Origin of the sequence: Commensalibacter papalotli (ex Botero et al. 2024) (genome assembly GCF_947179115.1) — a bacterium.
In the GTDB taxonomy this organism is placed as follows: Bacteria; Pseudomonadota; Alphaproteobacteria; order Acetobacterales; family Acetobacteraceae; genus Commensalibacter; species Commensalibacter papalotli.
On sequence record NZ_CAMXCI010000001.1, the window covers coordinates 1,017,459 to 1,041,759 of the forward strand.

Sequence of the window (24,301 nt, forward strand, 5' to 3'; positions counted from 1 at the left end):
ATGACTGACCTTCCTTATCGCCGCAATGTTGCAGCAATTATTTTTAACCCTAAGGGAAAAATCTTTATTGCACTGCGCCATGATTTGGCTCAGGAAGGAATTTGGTCTTTCCCTCAGGGGGGGATTGATGCCAATGAAGACCCTTGTGAAGCAATTAAACGCGAATTATTCGAGGAAATTGGCACAGACCAAATCGAAGTTTTAGAAGAATATCCAGAGTGGCTGGCTTATGATTTTCCACCTGATGTTATTAAAAATCCTTTGAAAGGTAAATTTAAAGGACAAACCCAAAAATGGTTTGCAGTTCGTTTTACTGGCAAAGATTCTGATATCAATCTGGACAGCGATATTGAAAAAGAATTCGATGAATGGAAATGGATTGATATTACCGAGTTAGATCGCATTAAAACTGGATACAAGCACACTATATATTGTAAAATAGCAGATCATTTTAAGAAATATACTCAAGACTAATTTTTAATAATAATCATAATAAAAAAGACATTCCTTTAAAAGTGAATGTCTTTTTTTATAGCGTTTATCTATTTTTTTTCTTTCTGGCTGTATAACCATCTAGAAAAAAACAAAAAGGCACTAAAAGAAACGCACAAAAACCAATAATTATAAAAACGTCATTATAGGCTAATATCGCCGTTTGTTTTTGAAAATCCTTATATAAAGCACTCATCGCAAAAGTTGCTTGATCTTGCGCTGCATAACCAAGCTGCTGAGCTACTGCTTTCATGTGCGCTAGATATTCATTATATGGCTGATTTAAGGGACTCATATGATGAACAATATGTGCTTGATCAGCTTGCCTGGTTTCAGTGACCAAAGCGGTTGCGCCTGAAATACACAACGCTCCTAAAACATTCCTTACCATACTAAATAATGCTGACGCATCGGCATTATATTTGGCAGGAATAGTCATAAACGCAATCGTAGATAAAGGAACAAACAAAAATGCTAAACAAGCTGTTTGTGAGATTCTATATAAAACTAAATGATCAAAATCTAATGTTGGGGTAAGATGTGCCGATATAAACATTGAACACCCCATCCAAAAAAAACCAAATGCAATGACATATCGAATTTGCACATAGTTAATAAGGCGACCGACAAGAGGAATTAAAAATACAATCACTATTCCTCCTGGGGTTAAAACTAGTCCTGAAAGAAACGCTGTATAGCCCATAATTTGTTGCGAGAATTGCGGAACAATAATAGCCGAAGCGTATAAGCAACCACCCAACCCTGCCATTAAAATACAGCTGACCGCAAAATTACGATCTTTGAAAGCCCGCAAATCAACAACAGGGTCTTTGGCTTTTAGTAACCAGAAAATCGCACCAACAATCCCAATAACAGCAAAAAATGCCAACCAACAAATGGAGGTTGATCCGAACCAATCGGCATCCTCTCCACGATCCACCATGACCTCAAGGCACGCCAGCCCAACAGTAATTAACGTTAATCCAATGACATCAACACGTTCTTTGCGTTTTTTAGCCCAAGGAGGGTCTTCTAATAACATCATAACAGCAAAAACCGTCACAATACCAATAGGAACATTCAGATAAAAAACCCAACGCCAAGAATAACTATCTGTAATCCATCCTCCTAATGAGGGGCCTAAAATAGGCGCAACAACTGTTGCCATCGCTGTTAAGCCAAAAGCTGCTCCTCTTTTATCAGGAGGAAAGATGTCAAGAATAATGGATTGCTGGTTAGGTTGCAGCCCCCCTCCAAAAAAACCTTGCATCAAGCGAAATAGAATTAGCTCTCCCAAACTACTGGCCATTCCACAAAGGAAAGAAGATAGAGTGAACATAATAATACAAATCAAGAAATAACGCTTACGCCCTAAGACTCGCCCTAACCATCCAGAGATTGTTAAGACAATTGCATTTGCTGCAAGATAAGCCGTTAAAGACCAAGTTGCATTATCATAAGTTGTTGATAACGTTCCTGCAATATGAGGTAAAGACACATTCACAATTGTCGTATCCAAAACTTCCATAAATGCAGCAAGCGTTACAACAACAGCAATCAACCATGGATTGTGTTTTGGTTTCCAGTCCTCACGATCAACTTCTTGTGCAATCGCTTGGCTCATTTTGTATAGACCGTAGGTACAACAGAAAGTCCTAAAGCCAATGGGATTTTAGGATCTAACCCTTCATCAATCAAAATTTTAACAGGAACACGTTGAACAATTTTAACATAGTTACCCGTTGCATTTTCAGGAGGAAATGCACTGAACACAGCCCCTGTACCAGCTTGAATAGAATCGATATGACCCTTGAGATTTAAAAATGGATAAGCATCAACATCAATTTTAACTTTTTGTCCAGGACGCATATTTGTAATTTGAGTTTCTTTATAATTCGCAATCACCCAAACTTCGGGTTCAACAATAGCCATAATCGATTGGCCTGTTGTAACATAATTCCCTTGTTCAACATTACGTTTAGAAATCCAACCATCATGAGGTGCCCTAAGCTCGGTCCATCCTAAATTAAGCTCTGCCTGCCTTAATTTAGCTTCTGCGGCTTCCAGCGCACCTTTTTGTTCATTTATTTGACTATTACTCGTTTGAATATTAGCTTCAACTGGTTCGGCAATTAATAAATTACCTTCTGCCTTTGTAATTTCTGCTTTAGCTTGATCATAAGCCGCCGTAGAATAATCAATCGCTTGTTGAGTTGTCGCAGCTTTAACAATACTGTGCTGTCTGACATATTCTGTTTTAGCTTTAAAGGCCTGAGATTTAGCAATACCCAAATCCCCTTGAGCAACTTTGAGTTGACCTGGATAGTTCTTTTTGGCCACTTCTAACATATATTGAGAAGCAATATATTGACCTTGAGCTCTAATTAAATTGCCTTCTGCTTCTTTTTTTGCTGCTTGATAATCTCTAGGGTCAATTTTCAGTAATAACTGACCTTTATGAACGAACTGGTTATCATTAATTAAAAGGTCAGTTACGTATCCATTAACATGAGGGGCGATATACACAATTCGCCCTGCAGTAAAGGCGTCATCTGTATCAATATCATGCCGCGTTAACCACCAATAAATCGCAGCACCAAAAATTAAAATTATAGATAAACAAATAATTATATATTTTTTAAAAGAACGCTTTTTTTTATTTTGTATATCTTCTGTTGCAGAAGCGGATTGCTGATCCGCCCCTTCCTCCGCATCTGTCATTTATTTTCCCTTAAGCCTATCACATTTTTAAAATAAGTATTTAATACATATAATCAAAAATTAACGATTTAAATCCTGAGTTTGAACTAATCTTGCATATAATCCATTATAATCCATTAATGCTTCATGATTTCCACACTCTGCGACCAAACCATCATGCATCACAATAATTAAATCAGCAGCACGTACTGTAGATAAACGATGCGCAACAATTAATGTCGTGCGATCTTTGCGTAACTTTACCAGAGCTTGTTGAACCATATATTCACTTTCTGTATCCAAAGCACTCGTTGCTTCATCTAACAATAATAAACGTGGATTTCGTAATAAAGCTCTGGCCAAAGCAACACGTTGCCTTTGTCCCCCAGACAATAATTGGCCACCATGTCCTACTCTGGTATTAACTCCTTGAGGCAAATTATGAAGAAATGATGTCACCGCAGCTCCATCAAGAACTTGTTGTATTTCCTCTTGTGTTGCTTCAGGTTTCCCTATCAAAATATTTTCTAATACGGACATATCAAATAATAATGGGTCCTGAGGAACATAAGCAATTGCAGAACGTAATTCACCCATAGCAATATCACGCAAATCAACACCATCAAAAAGGATGCGCCCTTTTTGTACATCATGTAACCTGGGAATCAAAGTTAACGCTGTTGATTTCCCTGCACCAGAAGGCCCTACTAAAGCCACTGTTAGTCCTGGCTCTACATTAAAATCAAGACCTTGCAAACCCAATTCACGGCCAGGATAAATAAAGTGAACATCCTCGAATTTAATGTTTCCTTGCCCTGCTGGCAAAGGAGTTACCTCTTTTTTATCAATAATTTCAATAGGCTCATCAATCATTTTAAAAATACGATCAAGACCAGAAATTCCCTCTTGCATAGCTGCACTCAAAGAGCCCAATGCGCGCAAGGGACGCGCTGCCAAAAGCAATGCTGCTACAAACCCGGAAAAATCACCTAGCGTGGCGCCACCCATAGCAGCCCGCCAGCCTGCAAACCCTAATACAGCAGCCACGGCAGTACCACCTAAAACTTCCATAATTGGATCGACTCTGGCTCGACCACTAATAATTTTGAGCGTCGCATCGTAAAGCTGATCAAAAGAATGCCCGGCACGTTCAATTTCACGCTTTTCCATGCCATAAACACGTACAGTTCTGGCCTGAGCGAAAGTTTCATTCAATAAAGCGGCAGTTTTACCCACTTGTTCTTGCATATTACCAGACGCTCTACGAACTCTTTTCCCTAGTTTTTGAATAGGTACCGCAGCAATTGGATATAAAAGAGCCGCAATCAAACTGAGCTCCCAATCCATGTAAAACATAGAGGCAACTAAACCAACCACGGTGATGCTATCACCAAAAGCATTCACTACTCGGATCATTGCTTCACGAATAGAAAGTGCATCCGTGGTGAAACGAGATGCTAGCTGTGCAGGGGCCTCTTTTTCAACCTTGGCAATATCCGTATGAACTAAATGCAAAAACATTTTATTTTGCAAACCACGAATAACAACCAAAACCAATCCTTGAATAGCCAAGCTTTGGCCATATTGAGAGGCTGCTTTGGCCGCTGTTACGATGACTACCAACAAAGGCACTTGATATAAAATTCGAGGGTCATTATCCTTAAACATATCAAGGGCACGCTTAATTACTAATGGATATAAAGCCGTTAATCCCGCCATTATAAGTGTTAAAATAATAATGATAACAATACGCCTAGGATGAAAACGGATTTCTTCCTTCCATAAACGCTGCATAAAAGGAAAGCTTGGATTATTTCCAAACAATGATGAAAAAAACGGTTTTTTATTTTTTTTGATTGGTTTTTCTAAAATAGTAGGCACTATATATTTTCTTTAAAATTACAAAAATAATCGTATATCACGATATCATCGTTCTTTATTTAACCCATTTAGCAACAAGAATTAAACGTTTTAATTTATTCTTTTATCTCTGTGGCTTTTAAACCACTTTAAACACTCTTGTTGATCTGCATAGCAACCATGATGCAACCACCATTCTTGTATTGTTTTTAAAGCTTTTCCTATATCAGGACCTGGTTGAATACCAATATTAATTAAATCCTGCCCCATAACGGGAAAAATAGGCTGTTCCATATCCATCAAAGAGTGCCGCCATAAACTCCAAGTTTGCGATTTATTATGAGACGGCATGGTTTGTAGCAACCAACTTTTCCCTATAAGTAATTCCAAATCATATTTAGTACGCAATTGTCTTTTTTGAATTTCAGTATTCAAAGGATCAATCTCATAATCTTTTTGCAATCCCCATAATAACTTTTCTTGTTTACGTGATAACCGCAATTTCTTAGCAACCACTTGACTGGAAGCTGTAACTAATCCAGCCAGTCGCAAGACCGCTTGAGGGGGAGCTCCAATCTGAACAAATTTTTGAAAAAAAAACAAATTATAACCAAAGGGCATTAACTCAGGCAAAACATCATACTGATCCATCATTCCTATAATTTGATCAGCAATCGGTCCCATTAGAATCTTTTGTAATTCTGACCATACACGTTCCGCGGACAAGTTTGAGATTAAACTATTTAAAGATTGAATGGCAGTAATGGCTTCACTATCAGGTTTTCCCTTACCATATCGCGCGTAAAAACGAAAAAAACGTAATATACGTAAAACATCTTCTTGGATCCGCTCCTTAGCATTACCAATAAAGCGAATAATGCCAGCTTTTAAATCTGCTTGCCCATGATGGAAATCCCAAATATGGCCCTCTTTATCACAATACATCGCGTTAATCGTAAAGTCTCTACGTGCGGCATCTTCTTCCCAACTATTACTCCAAACAACCTGAGCGTGACGACCATCTGTCACAACATCTTTACGTAAAGTCGTAATTTCATACGGGCAATGATTGATCACCGCAGTAACAGTCCCATGTGATAATCCTGTCGGAATCACAGAAATACCTTTATTTTTCAAAGTCTCCATCACTTTTTCAGGAGGCTCGGAAGTGGCAAGATCAATATCAGCAATAGGTTTGTTTGCCAACAAATCTCTGACAACTCCCCCCACCAAGCGCGCATCGGGCAAAGAATTCCATATTTGATTTAAATCATCTAAGCATGGTATTTTCTCTATGATACCCATTTCATAGCCTTTTTCATCAAAAAATTCGTTTTTATATATAAATATAACTAAAATATTTTACAAAACTTGCAGTATGCTCATACAATCTTTTATACTGCAACCGAGTAGATCTTTGTTATACTTTTATCTTCAATCTTAACCCTTTATGATGCACATGACCTCTTTAGACAATAATTCTATGAATGCCGAGCACCTTCCCCTTACCTCTGATGATATACAGCTGGCAGATGAGTTGGCTCCACATCTAGCCAATATCATTACCGAAACAAGCCGCGTTATTTTCGGACAACAAGAAGAAATAAAGCAAATCCTCGCCAGTGTTTTAAGTGGAGGACATGCTTTATTAGTGGGTGCACCTGGTCTTGGCAAAACCAAATTGGTCAGCACTTTGGCAACGGTAATGGGGTTATCTGCCAAACGCGTTCAATTTACACCCGACCTCATGCCTGCGGATATCACAGGAAGTGAAATCTTAGACGAAGATTCTGAAGGCAAACGCAGTTTTCGCTTTGTTCCTGGCCCTGTATTTTGTCAGCTTTTAATGGCTGATGAAATTAACCGTGCCAGCCCCAGAACCCAATCTGCTTTGCTTCAGGCTATGCAAGAAAAATATATATCTATTGCTGGCAAAGATTATTCTTTACCAAAACCATTTCATGTATTGGCAACACAAAATCCAATTGAGCAAGAAGGCACCTATCCTCTACCCGAAGCACAATTAGATCGCTTCATGGTGCAAGTAAACTTGGGTTACCCTGATCAACAAACTGAAAAAGCCATGTTATTGGCAACCACAGGAGATCACGAAACTCAAGCACAACAAGTTATGACCCCAGAAATGTTAATCAAAACACAATCTTTGGTCAGACGCTTACCCATTGGTGAAAATTTAGTTAATAGTATTCTTAATCTAGTACGTAACGCTCGCCCAGAAACCAGTGATGATCCCTTTATTCAACAAAATATTGCTTGGGGCCCAGGATCCAGAGCTGCTCAGGCTTTGGTCTTATTATTACGTGCTCGTGCCTTACTTGATGGACGTTTAGCACCTAATCACGAAGATCTGGTCGCATTAGCCCCTGCTGTTTTAAGGCATCGTATTGCACTCACATTTGCAGCCAGGGCAGAGAATATACAGTTGAATGATATTATCCAAACTCTTTTGCAAAAAGCGATTTAATGATGGTGGAGCGCTCTTGGTGGTCGCAAATTTTACAAATAAAGTCTAATAAAAAATCGCAAAGATCGCCTCTTGCTTCTGCACAGCAATCGCATGAGCCCTCCCTTACGTCTATTGTTCCCTCGTCCGAACATTTAGCACATACTTTACCTGATTTATTATTGGCTTCTCATAAAATTGCCCGAAGTGTTCTTGCAGGCAGTCATGGCTGTAAACGTGCTGGGCAAGGCAGCCAATTTTGGCAATATCGTCATGCTTTACCTGGGGAATCAATTCAAACGATTGATTGGCGCAAATCTGCCCAAAGTAATAAAGCCTATGTCAAAGAAACAGAAGAAGAAAATACTCAAACTTTATATTTATGGTGTGATGTATCAGGATCTATGCATTGGCGATCCAGGCAAGATTTACCTACCAAACAAAACAGAGCTTTTTTATTGGGATTAACCCTGAGTTCTTTATTACTTAATGGTGGAGAACGTGTCAGATTATTACTGCCCAATCAGCAAATTAATGGCTTTCGAGGCACGCACCAGCTTTACCCACTTGCGGAGCAGTTAACACAATCTAACAGTTTTTCCTCTACCAGCCCTTTTCCAATGCCAGAGCAAGTTTCACCACATGCTTGGACGGTATTAATCAGCGATTTTTTATACCCTTATGATCAACTTGCGAACTTCTTGAAGAAAATGGCCGAGCGTCCCAGCCATCTTTTGTTAATACTAGTCGCTGACCCTGCCGAAAAAACACTTCCCTTCAAAGGGCGTATTGAATTTAGGGGGTTGGAGGGCGAAGAAGGATTGATTTTATCCAATAATGCACAATCCTCAAGTGATTACGAAACGTTATGGGCTGAGCATCAAAAAAAGCTTAAAAATCTCAGCCAAAATGCAGGTATTCCCTTATTGTATGATTTCTCTGATCAACATGCTGCTCAAACTTTATTGCAAGCATGGAATATTTTATCAAATAAAACCAACCCAAGATTAACATGATCTTTCTTAGCCCCTACCTCTTATTCGCACTTTTATTACTTCCTTTAATTTGGTTCTTTTTACGAGCAACCCCACCTCGTCCCAAAGCCCAATCTTTCCCACCTATTCGATTGTTACATCAATTACAAACCAAAGTTCAAGAATCAGTTCATGCGCCTTGGTGGTTAATACTAATGCGATTGCTTGCTGTAGCGTTACTTATTTTTGGGCTGGCAAGACCTGTATTTCCATCCAAGGATTTATCGATCCAACATTCCAAAGAACCTATTTTATTAATAATTGATAACGGATGGGCTTCGGCACCTCAATGGCAACATTTTTTAAATAATGCGTCACAAATTTTAACGCAGGCTCAACAAAAAAATACACCTGTGCATTTGTTATTAACAGCTCATGATGAACAAAATAACGCACTAATCATTAAACCATTATCCGCCAACACCAGCTCTTCAGTGCAATTTAACCCTTTACATCCAATGCCTTGGTCTGTTGATCATCAAAAAGCTGCTGACCTTATTCAAAACGCATCCCATTATAAAACGATCTATTATCTTACAGATGGAATTGAACATCCTCAGGATCAACTGTTTCAAAAAATCATAACAAAAAACTCTAATCTTTATGAAATACGCCCTCAAGAGGGAAATTTATCGCCGATCTTGTTAACGAAAAATACACAGACTCAAAATGGGTTCAAGCAATCCATTACGCTCCTATCCCAAGCGCTTCCTCAAGAAATGACCATGCAAGCTTTTACGCAACAGGGTGAATTAATCACAACGATCAAAAAGATCATACCAGCACATACAACCAAGGCCGATATTGAATTTACTTTGCCCTTAGAAGCACGTAATAAAATCGATTACATACAAATTGCCAATCATACTGGGGCTGGCAGTATTTATCTACTTGATGAGCGTGATCGTAAACATATTATCGGCTTTATTTCTAGCTCAAATAATACCAACACACCGTTCACGGGGTCTTTATATTACCTTAAGAAAGCCTTGGAGCCGCTTGGAGAAATAAAAGAAGGTTCTGTTCACGAATTACTAACGCAACCTTTATCCGTGCTTGTTGCCCCAGATACTGTTTTTTCCGATCCCAAAACTGAAAAAGAACTGCAACAATGGGTAGAAAAAGGAGGCATGTTGATCCGTTTTTCTGGAGACATTTTGGCAGGCAGTGCTTTGAATCAACAAGAAACACTTTTAATCCCCTTGCCTATGTTACAAGGAGCCAGAGAACTTGGCGGTGCTATGACGTGGGAAAAACCCCAAAAAATCGCGCCTTTTCCCAAAGAATCTCCATTTAATGGACTGAACATCCCTAAGGATGTCACCATTAGTAAACAAGTTCTAGTTAAACCTGCTCTTGATAATGATCAATATGTATGGGCGAAGCTAGAGGATGGAACGCCTTTGGTTACCCACCGCTCGACTGGTAAAGGACAGGTTATATTATTTCATACGAATAGCACACCAGATTGGTCTTCGTTACCTTTATCTAGCCTGTTTGAAGATATGTTAAATCGTCTAATTCAAATCTCTTTTGGCGTGCAATCTACACAAGCAGGAGAAATATTAAATCCAATCTTAATGTTAAATGGCAATGGATCGTTACAAGCTCCTACGCCTTATGCCAAAGCACTTTCTTTTGAAGCATTGCAAAAAGCAACCATTTCCCCCGAACATCCTCCTGGATTATATGGAAATAACGGCACAACTGTTGCTTTTAATCTGGGAGAGCATATACCTGATTTAAAAGCTTCAGCTCCTATTGGTAAGGTCATCAATTTAGGAACTGTGTCTTTATCTTATACGCTGGGCAGCCTATTTATTGTCCTCAGTATTGCTTTGTTCTTGCTTGATGTTTTAGTGAGTTTATTTCTACGAGGATATTTAAGAAAAACCACAGCAGCAAGCTCAATGACAATCATTGCTTTGTGCTGTTTAAGCTTTCATGGGTTTGCACAAACCCCCTCATCTGTTCCTGATGCAGCCCTGCATACCAGATTGGCTTATATTCATACTTCGGATCCAACAATTAATGCTGCTTCAAAGCAAGGACTTGAAGGTCTATCTAAATTTATCAATGAAAGAACTTCTTTACAATTAGCCAGCCCACAAGAGGTTGATCCAAGCAAAGATAATCTGGCCTTTTACCCTATTCTCTATTGGCCTATTACAGCGGATATTCAGCCTAATCCACAACGTAATGATGCGCTAAATGATTATATTGCTCATGGTGGATTATTGGTTTTAGATACACAAGGCCATGATTCCAATTCGTCCATTGAACCATCGCATGCGGATCAATTTGCAGGAGAAGCCTCTGGCACATCACAAGCCCTGAAAATTGCAACTGAAGGTCTAAAAATCCCTGCATTATCACGTTTATCAGACAAAGACCTTCTCAGTAGAACTTTTTATATTTTACATGAATTTCCTGGACGTTATAATGCTATGCCTGTTTGGATCGCGCAAAGTAATCCTTTGGTCAATGATGGTGTAAGTTCTGTCATCGTTGGAGAAAATGATTGGGCACATGCTTGGGCTGTTAACCCAGATGCATCCCATACTTATCCCATTTTCCCCAATACCGAGGAACAGCGCAATTTGAGTTTTCGTTTTGGTTTAAATCTGGTCATGTACGCCTTAACAGGCAGTTATAAAGCCGATCAAGTCCATGTTTCTGCTTTGCTAAAGCAATTAGGAAAACAACAATAATGTTTCAATCTCTTTCCTCATTGAACCTTCATTTTGATCCATTATTGCCTGTCTGGGGAATTATTGCCCTGGCGATTGCTTGTGTTCTTGTATTGGCTTTCAGTCTTTTTAACCAATCTTACAAGGGATTAATTTGGCGTTTTATTGCTTTATTAGTTTTTTTGGTGTGGCTAGCAGGGCCTATTATTTTAAAAAATCACCGCGAAATTTTACCTCAAACGATTTTAATGGTCATGGATCAATCTGAATCTATGTCAATTGGAAAACGCACCGAAATTGCTAATCAAGCATTACAGCAATTACAAGATAAAATCCCTGCCAATACACGTGTGAAAATTATTAATTTGCATAATATTTCCCAACAAGGCACACAGCTTTTTCAAGCACTACAAAAAGCAACGAATGAAATCCCAGCCTCTCAATTAGGAGGGATCGTCTTAATTACAGATGGGCAGGTGCATGATGTCCCCAAAGAGTTCCCCAAATTCCTAACGCTACCTAATAAAAAAACTATTCCTTTATATGCATTATTACCTGCCTCCAAAGAGCAAACAGACCGTAATCTTAAAATTATCCATGCACCTGCTTATACAATTGTTGGTAAAGAGGCCAAGATTCAACTTCAAGTTAACGATACAGGTGATGCCCATGAGAAATCTGCTCATTTAACCATTGTACAAGAGGACAAACAACCTATTACAATGGAGGTTCCCGTTGGTAAGCCAGAAACAATTACTGTACCTGTCATGCATACTGGGAAAAATCTTATCGGACTTTCTGTTTCTCCGCTCAAGGATGAAATTACAGCAATCAATAATCATCAAACACTTTATATTAATGGTATCCGCGATAAATTAAGAGTGTTATTAGTTTCCAGCTCTCCAAACCAAGGAGAACGCACATGGAGAAGCTTACTAAAATCTGATCCTTCTGTAGATTTAGTACATTTTACGATTTTACGGTCAGGTGAGCAAAATGAAAATATCCCTGATTCAGAGCTTGCATTAATACCTTTTCCTATTAATGAGCTTTTCATGCAAAAAATCGACCAGTTTGATTTGATTATTTTAGATAATTTTGAAAATCGCTTTGCTTTACCACCTTATTATATTGCCTCTATTGCAAATTATGTAAAAAATGGTGGTGGTCTTTTACTGATTGCTGGGCCTGAATATGCAAGCCAGTTCTCTTTACAAAACTCTCCTTTACGTTCTATATTGCCCGCCACGGTTTCCTCATCAAAAGACGTAATCAATCAAGAATTTAAACCCGAATTAACAGAGTTAGGTAAAAAACATCCTATTACCCACGATCTAGATAGAAATAATACACAATGGGGGTCATGGTTTAGACACCTCAAAGCCAACCATACCAAAGGCCAAATTTTAATGCAGGCCCCAAATCAATCACCTTTACTGATTTTGAATCATGTAGATAAAGGTCGTATTGCATTACTTTTATCCGATCAAATCTGGTTGTGGTCAAAAGGAACTAATCAAAATGGTCCTCAGGCCGAATTGTTACGTAGGTTATCTCATTGGTTAATGAAAGAGCCTGAACTAGAAGAGGAAAGGCTTAGTGCTTTTATTAAAGATCAAAAACTTACTATTGAGCTTCATACACTCGAAAATGATGTGGGCAATAAAGAGTTTACAGTAACTTCCCCCTCAGGAACTTTGCAGCCTATTCAGCTAATCATGCACCAAAATGGTAAAGCCACCGCAACGCTTTCCACCAAAGAAGAGGGTTTGTGGAAAATAACCAACGGTAATTTAACGGCTTATGCTGCCTCTCAATCCACTGATCCTATAGAAATGACAGAATTGGCGGTTACTGGGCAGAAGCTTGCGCCCTTATTAGATAATTATGGACGTATTTATTGGTTAGGAGATGAACCCAATCAATTAAAAGTTCCTGGAATTAAAATTGTAAAAAAAGACAAAGCCAGTAATACTGCAAGCTCTATGGAATTCCCAGAACGTGTCACTTATACATCAACAAAGCAATCTATTCACCATATTTTATCGCCATGGTTGGCCTTAATACTTGGATTGGGAAGCATTTTTATGGCATGGTATAAAGAAAGTTTTTCTTAAACCAACCATCAGATTAGGACTTGATTTGATACAAAGAAAAAACTACTGTCTAGGATCGATTGTAATGCCATGGGAATTAGCATCATGACTTCTCAACCTCGTTTATTGCCTCTCTTCTCCTTATTGCTAGGATCTGCCTGTATGACAATGTTGTTTGCACCTGCAAATGCACAAACCGTCACAGGGCATCCCCATGCACAAAACAACAAACATCAACAACATCAACCCAAACAACAAAATTCTGATGATGAAGATGGGGATGATAATGCAAATCCAGGAAATAAAGATAAAAACCCAACCCAAGCTTTGTTTGATGCCATCAACACTGGCAATCTTCGCCTAGCTCAAGATGCAGTGGGTAGAGGGGCTGATTTATATGCTGAGAATATTTTAGGACAAACACCACTAGAAATGTCTGTTGATCTTAACAGAGATCGAATTACATTCTTACTGTTATCTATGCGTGGATATAATAATTCGCCTCAACAACTTTCCAGCGTATCAACTGAAGCCTCAGGTGTTACTGTTAAAAATGGTAAGGCAAAAATGTCAGTTAAAGGTAAAAATAAACACGGCACGTTGACTGCTGTAAATGGTTCGGGATCTCATCTTCAAAACAGCGGAATTCCTAAGCCAGAAGTTGGATTCTTAGGATTCCAAAACAAATAATTTAAACCCTAAAAATTAATTTTTACTTTCCATAACTTGGTTATATTTGGTGCGCAACACATCCAATGCGTGTAAAGCACCATCTTGTTCGAAATGCCAGAACGTCCATCCATTACAAGATGGTGCATTCGTTACTACAGCGCCTATTTTATGGATAGAACCTCTATTATTTCCGCTAACAATTGTACTATCAGAAGTTATTGTTGCGAAAACACGTCTTTGCCGATCCATTAACACTGTTCCTGGTTGAATATAGCCTTGCTCTATCAAATTCCCAAACGGTACTCTTGGAATTTCACGTTTTGTAGGCGAAAGTTTAATATCTTTTACAGGAAGTGGCGTTTCTGTTTCAAGACGAGCTTTAATAGCCTTTAAATAGTCAGGGTGACGCTCTATTCCTATAAAACGGCGTTGCAGACGTTTTGCTACAGCTAATGTCGTTCCTGTCCCTGCAAAAGGATCTAAGATAACATCGTCAATATTCGTCGAAGACAAAAGCACTCGATATAAAAGGCTTTCAGGTTTTTGTGTAGGATGAAGTTTCAATCCATGCTCATTACGAAGACGTTCATTCCCTGTACATAAAGGTAAAAACCAGTCTGAACGCATTTGAAGATCGTCATTCAGCGTTTTCATCGCCTGATAATTAAAGCGATATTTACTATCTGCACCTTTGGCTGCCCAAATTAAAGTTTCATGAGCATTTGTAAAACGACGCCCTTTAAAATTGGGCATAGGGTTTGATTTGCGCCAAATAATATCATTTAAAATCCAAAAGCCAAGATCTTGTAGAATTGTACCAATACGAAAAATATTATGATAAGAACCAATGACCCAAATCGTTCCATCTTTACGTAATAAACGATGACATTCCTTTAACCAATCCCTGCAAAATTGATCATAAGTTCCAAAGCTTTGGAACTTATCCCACTCCTCAGTTACCCCGTCAACTACAGTATCATCAGGTCGACGCAACTCGCCTTGCAGCTGTAAATTGTAAGGTGGATCAGCAAAAATACAATCAATCGATGCCGATGGCAGCTTTTTCATTACCTGAACGCACTCCCCTTTGACCACTTGATCCAAAGGAAGATCTAACATGACAGCACCACTCATAACATTTTCGACACGAATGCCGCCTTTTTATTTAGAAAATTCATTTGAAAAGAAAGCTGTTTTACAGTAATAAAGCCTTGGCGATGATGTGGAGAACATCCATACTCTTTCAAAGCTTGACGATGAAAAACCGTTGGATAACCAACATTTTTATCCCAACCATAAGCAGGCCATTTTTTGGATAATCGCGCCATTAAACGATCACGAATAACTTTGGCAACAATAGAAGCTGCTGCAATAGAAAAAGATAATCCATCCCCTTTGATAATCGGTTGCGCCATACATCCAAAATCAGGAGAGGAATTCCCATCAACTAGCACAAGTTTAGGCGATAAAGAGAGTTTATGAACAGCTCTTTGCATAGCCAAACCTGCGGCTTTTTTAATATTCAATACTAAAATTTCAGCAACAGAGGCAGCTGCAATCCCAATGTAAGTTTGGGGCAAGTTCATAAGTTGCATAAAAATTTGCTCTCTCAAAGCTATTTTTACTTTTTTTGAATCATCTAAACGGCATCGTAACTCTTTCGGTATAAGACCTTGGAACATTACTGCTGCGGCCACAACAGGGCCCGCAATACATCCAACGCCCACCTCATCAACGCCTGCTATTTCAATTGCATAGTGCATTTGTGCTTGAATACTCTGTATCGGTTTTTAATAAAACCATAATATACTCAACGAGTCGCAAAAAAATAGAGGGAAAATAAAAAAAAGCTATTTTTCTTAAAAAAAGAAAAATAGCTACTTATATATTTAAATCGTATATAATAGATAGTTTGATAAAATTAGGTTATTTATGACCACAACATCTGATCATCTTCGTTAAAACTATACCTACTAACGCTGCAACACCCAAAGAAAGAAATGGACGATCACGCACAAAATTAACCATAGATTCTAATTTTCCTTCATCGCCATATAAACGGTTAAATTCATCTTCGGCAGTAGCAGCAAAATCTTCAGCTTTACCTTGAAAACCAGAAAAATGATCATTTGCTTTATTTTTTAAATCATGAAAGCTATCTTTGGCATCATTTTTAAGATCGTGGTAACTGTCCTTGGCATCGTTTTTAAAATCATGCAAACTATCTTTTGCCTTATCAGCTGTATCTTTTAATGTGTCTTTTCCTTGGTCAATAGCAGTATCAACTTTGTCACTGACTTCTTTAACTGTATCTTTTAGATCTTTACTCATAATAAGACATTCCTCTTAAAAAAAACGTTAGATATATCTTCGATACTTTAATTATGGCAACACTCTTTAACAAAGTCCATACTCAATCCATAAAATCCTTAATTTTCAATAGAAAAATATATAAAACACTGTTCTTTATCTTCGCCAAACACTATATCTTTAAGCAAAATTATGATTTATTGGTTTTTATGTAAGCTCTGTCATAAAAAAATCATTATTTTTATGCAAATAAGCCTTTAAAATACACTCGATTAAAATATAATTTTAATAAACCTCTTTTAAAAGATCGTAAAATTAATGACGCCGACCAACTCATCACAAAATGATCATCACTCAGAAACTTCAATATCCGCTCCTCCTCGTCATTATCGATGGATTAAAAGAATTTTATTACTGATTATTTTGCTTATTATTTTGGTTATTGGATATCGTTTTATTCACTCTGCCTTTTCAAGCTCAGAGAAAAAAATAGAGGCTCTGCCCAAACCTGTTGCCATAGCGGTAGCAAAAAATACAGATATCCCCGTTATTTTTACTGAACTCGGTACCGTCATCCCCATTGCCAATATTACCGTTCCAGCCAGAACATCTGGATACTTACAAGATGTTTATTTTACAGAGGGACAAAAAGTTAAAAAAGGCGATTTACTTGCTTTGATTGATCCTCGTCCATATGAAGCGCTAAAAGCACAATATGAAGGTACATTAAAAGCAGACCAAGCATTACTTAAACAAGCCAAACTTGATAATGCACGCTATCAACAGCTATTAAAACAAAATAGCATCGCCCCCATGACTGCTCAGGATCAACAATATAAAGTTGCCCAACTTGAGGGACAAATCAAAGCTGATGAAGCCTTAATCAAGCAACAAGAGTTGAATATTATGTATTCTCATATTCGCGCATCTGCCGATGGACGAATTGGAATTAGGCAAGTTGATGCTGGAAATTATGTAACCGAGGGTCAAAGTAATGGAATTGCTATTTTAACGCAAATGACCCCTATTTCTGTTATTTTAACTGTACCAGAAAATAAACTAAGTATGGTATTAGATGCTTTAAAAAAACAACCTGAACTCTCTGTAGAAGCATGGAATAGCGATAACACAACCAAACTTGCCGATGGGAAGACCAGCGTTATTGATAGTCAAATTGATACTTCAACAGGCACAGTAAGGATGCGTGCAATTTTCCCAAATGCTAATTGGGAATTATTCCCCAATCAATTTGTAAATGCACATATTTTAGTAGAAACCCTTCATAACGTGCTAACCGTGCCGAATAATGCTATTCAAACAGGACCTGATGGGTCTTTTGTCTATACCGTTCAGGATAATTCTACAGTCAAGCTGCAAAATATTAAAACAGGATATAATGACGGAGAATATACTGTTATTGAAACTGGGTTAAAATTAAATGATAAAGTCGTTACAGACGGCATTGATCAGCTGCGTAACGGTGCAAAAGTAACCATTCCCCAAGATCCTCAATAATTTTATTACTCGTTAAGTTTGGATAATTCTGATGAATCCTTCACGCCTTTTTATTCTGCGCCCCGTAGCAACAACTTTGCTCATGCTTGCTATTCTGATTTGTGGAATATTAGGCTACCGTTTTTTACCTTTATCTGCTTTGCCTCAGGTAGATTATCCAACAATTGTAGTTTCGACGTTTTATCCAGGTGCTAGCTCAGAGGTTATGATGACTTCTGTCACTGCCCCTTTGGAAACACAGCTGGGGAAAATACCAGGCTTGGATGAAATGACCTCTCAATCTTCTGGAGGTGCATCCGTTATTACTCTGCGTTTTAATTTGAACATGTCCATGGATGTTGCTTCACAAGAAGTGCAAGAGGGAATTAACCAAGCCAATTCTTTACTCCCTTCTGATCTACCAACACCCCCTATTTACGCCAAGGTCAACCCTGCAGATACACCTATTTTTACCCTAGGCATCACGTCCTCAACGCTCCCTTTGACCGAGGTCGAAGATTACGTCAACACAAGGTTAGCAGCTAAAATAAGTCAAATCTCTGGCGTAGGTTTGGTTACCCTGTCAGGTGGTCAACGCAAAGCCATTCGCGTGCAGATGAATATTCCCAAATTAACATCCTATGGTATTGATTTGGACAGTGTGCGTACAACTATCGGCAATGTTAATGTCAATTCACCCACAGGGAATTTCGACGGCCCACAACGTTCCATTACCTTACAAGTCAATGGACAAATTAAAAGCCCAGAGCAACTCTTAAATCAAATTATTGCCTATAGTAATGGTGGACCCATTCGTCTAAGAGACGTGGCAACAGTTGTACAAGGGCCAGAAAACACTCAACTGCAAGCATGGGCGAATAAAACCCCTGCCTTAATTTTAAATGTGCAACGCCAACCGAGTGCTAATGTTGTTAATGTGGTTGATAATATCAAAGCTATTCTGCCACAACTAGAAAACTCTTTACCTACTGGAATCTCTATTATTCCATTAACAGATCGTACAATAACCATTCGGGCTTCTATTCACGATGTAAAATTAGAATTGTTTCTGGCTGTGCTCTTGGTTATTGGGGTTATTTTCATTTTTTTAAAAAATATTCCTGCTACCATCATCCCTAGTCTTTCTGTGCCTTTATCCTTAATCGGAACCTTGGCTATTATGTATTTGCTGGGATTTTCACTGGATAACTTATCCTTAATGGCATTAACCATTGCAACTGGGTTTGTTGTAGATGATGCCATCGTTATGATTGAAAATATCAGCCGTTATATTGAAATGGGTGAAGATCGAATGACCGCAGCTCTTAAAGGATCTGCTGAAATTGGATTTACTATTATTTCTTTGACCATTTCACTCATTGCAGTTTTAATCCCTTTACTGTTCATGGGAGATGTTATTGGACGGTTATTTTATGAATTTGCAGTCACTTTATCTGTAACTATCATGATCTCTGCAATTGTCTCCTTGACCCTTGTGCCGATGTTATGCGCACGTATGTTAAAAGAACAACACGAAGTTCATCAAAAAGACACATTCTTTGACCGTTTGATTCACAAGACAATTGCCCTTTATGATCGTGGATTGCAATTTGTTTTTCGCCATCAACCTGCTACTTTAACTGTTACTATTTGTACTTTATTCCTGACTTTTATTTTAGCTTATTATATCCCCAAAGGATTTTTCCCAGTTCAAGATAATGGCATCTTGCAAGGAATGTCTGTAATGTCACAGACGTCTTCTTTGCAGATTGTATCTAAAAAACAACAAGAGCTGGCAAATGTTATTTTAAAAGACCCTGATGTTGTCAGTCTTTCCTCTTTTATAGGAATTGATGGACAAAACATGACCATCAATCAGGGACGTTTTTTAGTCAATTTAAAAGAACGCAGTAAGCGCTCTGCTACCGCCGAAGAGATCTCTAAAAGAATTAGTCTAGCTGCACACCAAGTCATTGGTACACAACTTTATCTTCAACCTGTTCAAGATTTATCTCTTGAAACATCCTTTAGTGCCACACAATATCAATTTCTACTAGAGAACCCCGATTATGACCAATTTAAAGTATGGGTTCCTCGTATTGTTGAAAAACTCAAACAAAACCCTATTTTAACAGATATTACCTCTGATCTTCAATCAGAAGGTCTGGTTGCCAACGTTCTCTTAGACCGTACCACCGGAGCAAGATACTCTATCACACCTCAAACTATTGATAATGTTCTCTATGATTCATTTGGCCAGCGTCAGATTTCTACAATTTATACTCAGTCCAATCAATACAGGATTATTCTTGAATCGGAACCAAAATTCCAAAAACAAATTAAATCCTTAAGTCAACTATATCTTCCTGGGATTAGTGGTGGCTCTACCAGCACCAGTGGCCCAACACGAAATCCAACTGCTGGTTTGGTCCCATTACTTGGGGTTACCAGGGTTGAATACTCAACAGCACCTTTATTGTTGACACATTACAAGCAATTCCCTGCTACAACCATTTCATTTAACGTTGCTAATCACGCATCTTTAGGAGAGGCAACAAGAGCTATTACCCAAGCAGAAAAAGAGCTTAACCTACCCAAAAGTTTCGTTACCAACTTTCAAGGGATAGCATCAGCTTTTGAAAAAAGCCTAAGTAATGAACTATTTTTAATTATCGCTGCTGTAGTCGCTGTTTATATCGTGCTGGGAATTTTATACGAAAGCTTTATCCATCCTATTACTATTCTTTCCACCCTGCCTTCTGCTGCTATTGGGGCGTTATTTGCATTGTGGATAGATGGCAGTAACCTCGATATTATGGGAATTATTGGTATTGTGCTGCTTATTGGTATTGTTAAAAAGAATGCCATTATGATGATCGACTTTGCCCTAGAAGCAGAAAGAGTTGAAAAAAAATCTCCTTTAGAAGCCATTCATCAAGCAGCATTACTGCGTTTTCGCCCAATTTTAATGACAACTTTGGCCGCAATGTTTGCCGCAGTTCCGATGATGCTTGGTACAGGCACGGGATCAGAATTACGTCACCCTTTGGGGGTATGTATCTTTTGGGGATTGGTCGCCAGTCAACTCTTAACCTTATTTACCATTCCCGTAGTTTATTTATACATGGAACGGATCAGTCTATGGCTGCGTAAACGCAGCCTATCACGCTATCGGCAAAAACATTCTTCGCAGAAAGCTGGGCAATGAATATTTCCAAGCTTTTTATTAAACGTCCCATTGGTACTATTTTACTAACGATTGCGTTATTATTAAGCGGGATCTTGGGGTATCGGTTATTACCTATTGCAGACTTACCTAATGTTGATATGCCTGTGATTATGATCAGAGCTCAACAAGCAGGAGGAACACCAGAACAAATTGCATCCTCTATTGCAGCCCCTTTGGAGAAAAGACTAGGACAAATACCTGGCACGAATGAAATGACCTCGCAATCCACTCAGGGACAGGTCAGAATTATTATGCAATTTGATCTGTCCCGTGATGTTAATAGCGCGGCGCGCGATGTCCAAGCCGCTTTGCAAGCTGCCAGAGCCGATTTACCAACCTCGATGCGGTCTAATCCATCTTATTTCAAGATGAATCCTGCGGCTGCACCGATTATGATTATTGCGATTACTTCTAAAACTAAAACACTTGCACAGCTTTATGACTACACTACTAATGTTTTACAACAACAAATTTCAGCTGTTGAAGGTGTTGGACAAGTTGAAATTGGTGGCAGCTCTTTACCCGCTGTTCGAATTGATTTAAATCCTTTTCCTCTATTTAAATATGGTATTGGCTTTGAAGATGTCAGGGCTGCCCTTGCCTCTACAAATGCACATACCCCAAAAGGGTTTATTGATGAAGGCAATAAACGCTTTGAAATTGCCACAAATGATCAAGCTCCTAAGGCCGATGATTATAAAAGCATCGTTATTGCATATCGTAACAACGCCCCTGTGATGTTGAAAAATGTCGCTACTATCACGGATAGTGTTGAAGATATTCATAATGCTGGATTCTATAATAATGAACCCTCAATTATTGCCGTTATCTTTCCACAAGCTGGGGCAAATATAATTGACACAACTGATGCGATTAACGCCAGGCTTCCTCAAATTCAAGCGTCATCCTCACCAGATATTAATATTCATGTTGCCATTGATCGTTCTTTAACCATTCGTGCATCATTAGCAGATACACAGATGACATTGATTCTGTCTGTGGTGTTAGTTGTCATTGTTGTATTATTCTTTTTAAGAGATCTACGCTCTTTAATTATCCCCGCCATTGTCGTGCCAACATCTATCATTGCCACCTTTGGTATGATGAAATTATTAGGCTATTCTTTAAATAATTTTTCTTTGATGGCACTGACGATTTCCACGGGATTTGTTGTGGATGATGCGATTGTTGTTTTAGAGAATATCAACCGTCATATAGAAGCAGGCTTATCCCCAAAAAAAGCTGCCCTTTACGGTGCAAAAGAAATTTCTTTTACGGTTATCTCAATCACAGTTTCTTTGATTGCAGTCTTTTTACCTATTCTCTTTATGGGAGGTATGGTCGGAAGATTATTTCATGAATTCGCAATGACTTTATCAATCGCTTTATTGGCCTCTTTGCTTTTATCTTTGACATTAACCCCTATGATGTGTGCGTATATTTTATCACGCCCATCATCTAAAAAGAAAAACTCAACACCAACATTCACTGAAAAACTAAGCCATGGATGCGAAGCATTTTTAAATGGGCTTAGCTATTTTTACCAAGATACTTTAAAGACCGCCTTAAAACATCCTGTACTAGTCGTCCTGTCTATCCCTGCGACGATTATCCTTATGGTCTTTCTCTTTATCACTATGCCAAAAGGTTTTTTTCCAGAGCAAGATACAGGGCTGCTAATCTGTCACTTACAAGGAGATCAATCTATTTCCTTTCAAAATATGAGAAAGAAAATTATTGAAGTCCAAAATATTATTGTCTCTGACAAAGATGTACAATCTATTTCCGCTTTTACAGGGGGAAGAGCCGTCAACCAAGGCAGTATGTTTATTCAGTTAATTGATAAGGGCGATCGTAACAATTCAATTCAAGAAACTGTTGCTCGTATTTCTAAAAAACTTAATAATTTGGTCGGTGCAAAATTTTATATGACGATTCCTGGCATGGTTCGCTCTGGAGGGCGTTCCAGCAATGCAGAATATCAATATACATTGGAAAGTGACTCTTCTAAAAATTTATATGACTGGACCCCTAAACTCGTCAGTGCCTTACAAAAACATCCTGATATTCTCAGAGATGTTTCCTCTGATGTACAACAAGGCGGTGAAGCAATTGATGTTGATATTCTCAGAGATACTGCCCCTCGCCTTCAAATTACCCCTCAATTGATTTCTAATACGCTTTATGATGCTTTTGGCCAAAGAGCTGCATCGGTTATTTATAACCCGCTTAATCAATACCGCGTTATTATGGAGGTTGACCCTAAATATTCAGAAAATTCGAATATTTTAAAACAAACATGGGTCAGTATTTCTGGTGGAACGGCAGGAGGCGGCGCAACCTCTAATACTATACGTGTTTCAAACCCGAGCAGCCTTAGTCTAGAAGATCAAGTTAACCAACAAAACTTTAAAAACCAAATTGCCAATCAACTGGCTGGTGGAAATGGAGCATCGAATGGATCTGCGGTCTCTACCACCAGTCAAACGATGGTGCCTTTATCTATTGTCAGTCATAAAAAACCTGCTTTAACTTCATTAAGTGTTAATCATCAAGGTTTATTTGTATCTGCAACCATATCCTTTAACCTTGTCAAAGGTAAATCGCTCAGCGATGCCGTTCAGCTGATTAAATCTGAAACCGTTAAAATTCATCTACCTAAAAATATCTCAGGCAGCTTTGCTGGTAACGCTGCTCAGTTTCAACAAAGTAACAGTAACAGTCTGGTTTTAATCCTTGCTGCTATTCTTGCAGTTTATGTCACCCTCGGTATTTTGTATGAAAGTTATATTCATCCTATTACTATTCTTTCGACTTTACCCTCTGCTGGCGTTGGAGCTTTATTAGCACTAGATTTCTTCGGTCAAGAATTTACGGTTATAGCTTTGATCGGTATTATTCTTTTGATTGGTATTGTCAAAAAGAATGCGATTTTACTGGTTGATTTCGCTATTAATGCTGAAAAAATGGATAATATGCCTGCAAAAGACGCTATTATCTTAGCTTGTAAATTACGCTTTCGCCCGATTATGATGACTACTATCGCAGCAGCTTTTGGAAGTGTTCCTCTGATCATTGCAACGGGATATGCCAGCGAAATTCGTCAACCATTGGGAATAGCTATTGTTGGGGGGTTAATTATGAGCCAAGCACTTACCTTATACACCACACCCGTAATTTATCTTTATATGGATAGGCTGGGTAAATGGCGACCATTTAAACGTTTCTTCTCATCTCACAAAGGGCAACAACGTGTATAA

16 protein-coding genes are annotated in these 24,301 nt (G+C 38.4%); 9 read left to right on the forward strand and 7 right to left on the reverse strand.

The genetic code is table 11. The features are described from left to right. Positions 1 to 474 carry an RNA pyrophosphohydrolase gene (locus QMN76_RS04610; RefSeq protein ID WP_034335872.1) on the forward strand — a complete coding sequence of 158 codons (474 nt, stop codon included), beginning with the start codon at positions 1 to 3 and terminating at the stop codon, positions 472 to 474. A 64-nt stretch (positions 475 to 538) separates the two neighbouring features. Here QMN76_RS04610 and QMN76_RS04615 read toward each other — a convergent pair whose 3' ends face one another. The 4 genes from QMN76_RS04615 to QMN76_RS04630 form a co-directional block, all read right to left on the reverse strand. Beyond that, entirely contained in the window at positions 539 to 2,116 is a 1,578-nt protein-coding gene (locus QMN76_RS04615; protein ID WP_282023644.1) for a DHA2 family efflux MFS transporter permease subunit, read from the reverse strand. Beyond that, positions 2,113 to 3,213, reverse strand: a complete 1,101-nt coding sequence (locus QMN76_RS04620; protein ID WP_282023643.1) for an HlyD family secretion protein — start codon at positions 3,211 to 3,213, stop codon at positions 2,113 to 2,115. Before QMN76_RS04620 ends, QMN76_RS04615 begins: the two co-directional genes overlap by 4 nt. Positions 3,214 to 3,273: 60 nt before the next feature. Further along, positions 3,274 to 4,986, reverse strand: a complete 1,713-nt coding sequence (locus tag QMN76_RS04625; RefSeq protein WP_282023891.1) for an ABC transporter ATP-binding protein — start codon at positions 4,984 to 4,986, stop codon at positions 3,274 to 3,276. Positions 4,987 to 5,163: 177 nt separating this feature from the next. Further along, positions 5,164 to 6,357, reverse strand: coding sequence for a CCA tRNA nucleotidyltransferase (locus QMN76_RS04630; protein ID WP_282023642.1), 1,194 nt, complete (start codon positions 6,355 to 6,357; stop codon positions 5,164 to 5,166). 145 nt (positions 6,358 to 6,502) lie between these two features. On the opposite strand from QMN76_RS04630, the gene QMN76_RS04635 reads away from it, so the two are divergent. The 5 genes from QMN76_RS04635 (at position 6,503) to QMN76_RS04655 (ending at position 14,026) form a co-directional block, all read left to right on the forward strand. Then, entirely contained in the window at positions 6,503 to 7,537 is a 1,035-nt protein-coding gene (locus QMN76_RS04635) for an AAA family ATPase (protein ID WP_034335860.1), read from the forward strand. Then, positions 7,537 to 8,532, forward strand: coding sequence for a DUF58 domain-containing protein (locus QMN76_RS04640; protein WP_282065768.1), 996 nt, complete (start codon positions 7,537 to 7,539; stop codon positions 8,530 to 8,532). Before QMN76_RS04635 ends, QMN76_RS04640 begins: the two co-directional genes overlap by 1 nt. Then, positions 8,529 to 11,261: a DUF4159 domain-containing protein gene (locus tag QMN76_RS04645; protein ID WP_282023640.1), complete on the forward strand. Its 2,733-nt coding sequence runs from the start codon at positions 8,529 to 8,531 to the stop codon at positions 11,259 to 11,261. The genes QMN76_RS04640 and QMN76_RS04645 overlap by 4 nt, the downstream gene beginning before the upstream one ends. Continuing rightward, positions 11,261 to 13,357, forward strand: a complete 2,097-nt coding sequence (locus QMN76_RS04650; protein ID WP_282023639.1) for a VWA domain-containing protein — start codon at positions 11,261 to 11,263, stop codon at positions 13,355 to 13,357. The genes QMN76_RS04645 and QMN76_RS04650 overlap by 1 nt, the downstream gene beginning before the upstream one ends. Positions 13,358 to 13,441: 84 nt before the next feature. Then, positions 13,442 to 14,026 carry a hypothetical protein gene (locus tag QMN76_RS04655; protein WP_051461748.1) on the forward strand — a complete coding sequence of 195 codons (585 nt, stop codon included), beginning with the start codon at positions 13,442 to 13,444 and terminating at the stop codon, positions 14,024 to 14,026. A 15-nt stretch (positions 14,027 to 14,041) separates the two neighbouring features. Here QMN76_RS04655 and QMN76_RS04660 read toward each other — a convergent pair whose 3' ends face one another. From QMN76_RS04660 to QMN76_RS04670, 3 genes are all read right to left on the reverse strand, one after another. Further along, positions 14,042 to 15,142 carry a site-specific DNA-methyltransferase gene (locus tag QMN76_RS04660; protein ID WP_282023638.1) on the reverse strand — a complete coding sequence of 367 codons (1,101 nt, stop codon included), beginning with the start codon at positions 15,140 to 15,142 and terminating at the stop codon, positions 14,042 to 14,044. Continuing rightward, positions 15,139 to 15,771 (reverse strand): ribonuclease HII, encoded by a 633-nt coding sequence (locus tag QMN76_RS04665; RefSeq protein WP_034335848.1) that lies wholly within the window; start codon positions 15,769 to 15,771, stop codon positions 15,139 to 15,141. Before QMN76_RS04665 ends, QMN76_RS04660 begins: the two co-directional genes overlap by 4 nt. Before the next feature lie 163 nt (positions 15,772 to 15,934). Beyond that, positions 15,935 to 16,339 carry an ElaB/YgaM/YqjD family protein gene (locus QMN76_RS04670; protein WP_051461747.1) on the reverse strand — a complete coding sequence of 135 codons (405 nt, stop codon included), beginning with the start codon at positions 16,337 to 16,339 and terminating at the stop codon, positions 15,935 to 15,937. A 297-nt stretch (positions 16,340 to 16,636) separates the two neighbouring features. Here QMN76_RS04670 and QMN76_RS04675 point away from each other — a divergent pair, with 297 nt between their 5' ends. The 3 genes from QMN76_RS04675 to QMN76_RS04685 are packed head-to-tail and all read left to right on the forward strand — an operon-like array spanning position 16,637 to position 24,301. Beyond that, the gene (locus QMN76_RS04675) at positions 16,637 to 17,833 is read left to right on the forward strand and encodes an efflux RND transporter periplasmic adaptor subunit (protein WP_282023637.1); all 1,197 of its coding nucleotides are present in this window, start codon (positions 16,637 to 16,639) and stop codon (positions 17,831 to 17,833) included. A 31-nt stretch (positions 17,834 to 17,864) separates the two neighbouring features. Continuing rightward, positions 17,865 to 21,020 (forward strand): efflux RND transporter permease subunit, encoded by a 3,156-nt coding sequence (locus tag QMN76_RS04680; protein ID WP_282023636.1) that lies wholly within the window; start codon positions 17,865 to 17,867, stop codon positions 21,018 to 21,020. Then, entirely contained in the window at positions 21,017 to 24,301 is a 3,285-nt protein-coding gene (locus QMN76_RS04685; protein ID WP_282023635.1) for an efflux RND transporter permease subunit, read from the forward strand. The genes QMN76_RS04680 and QMN76_RS04685 overlap by 4 nt, the downstream gene beginning before the upstream one ends.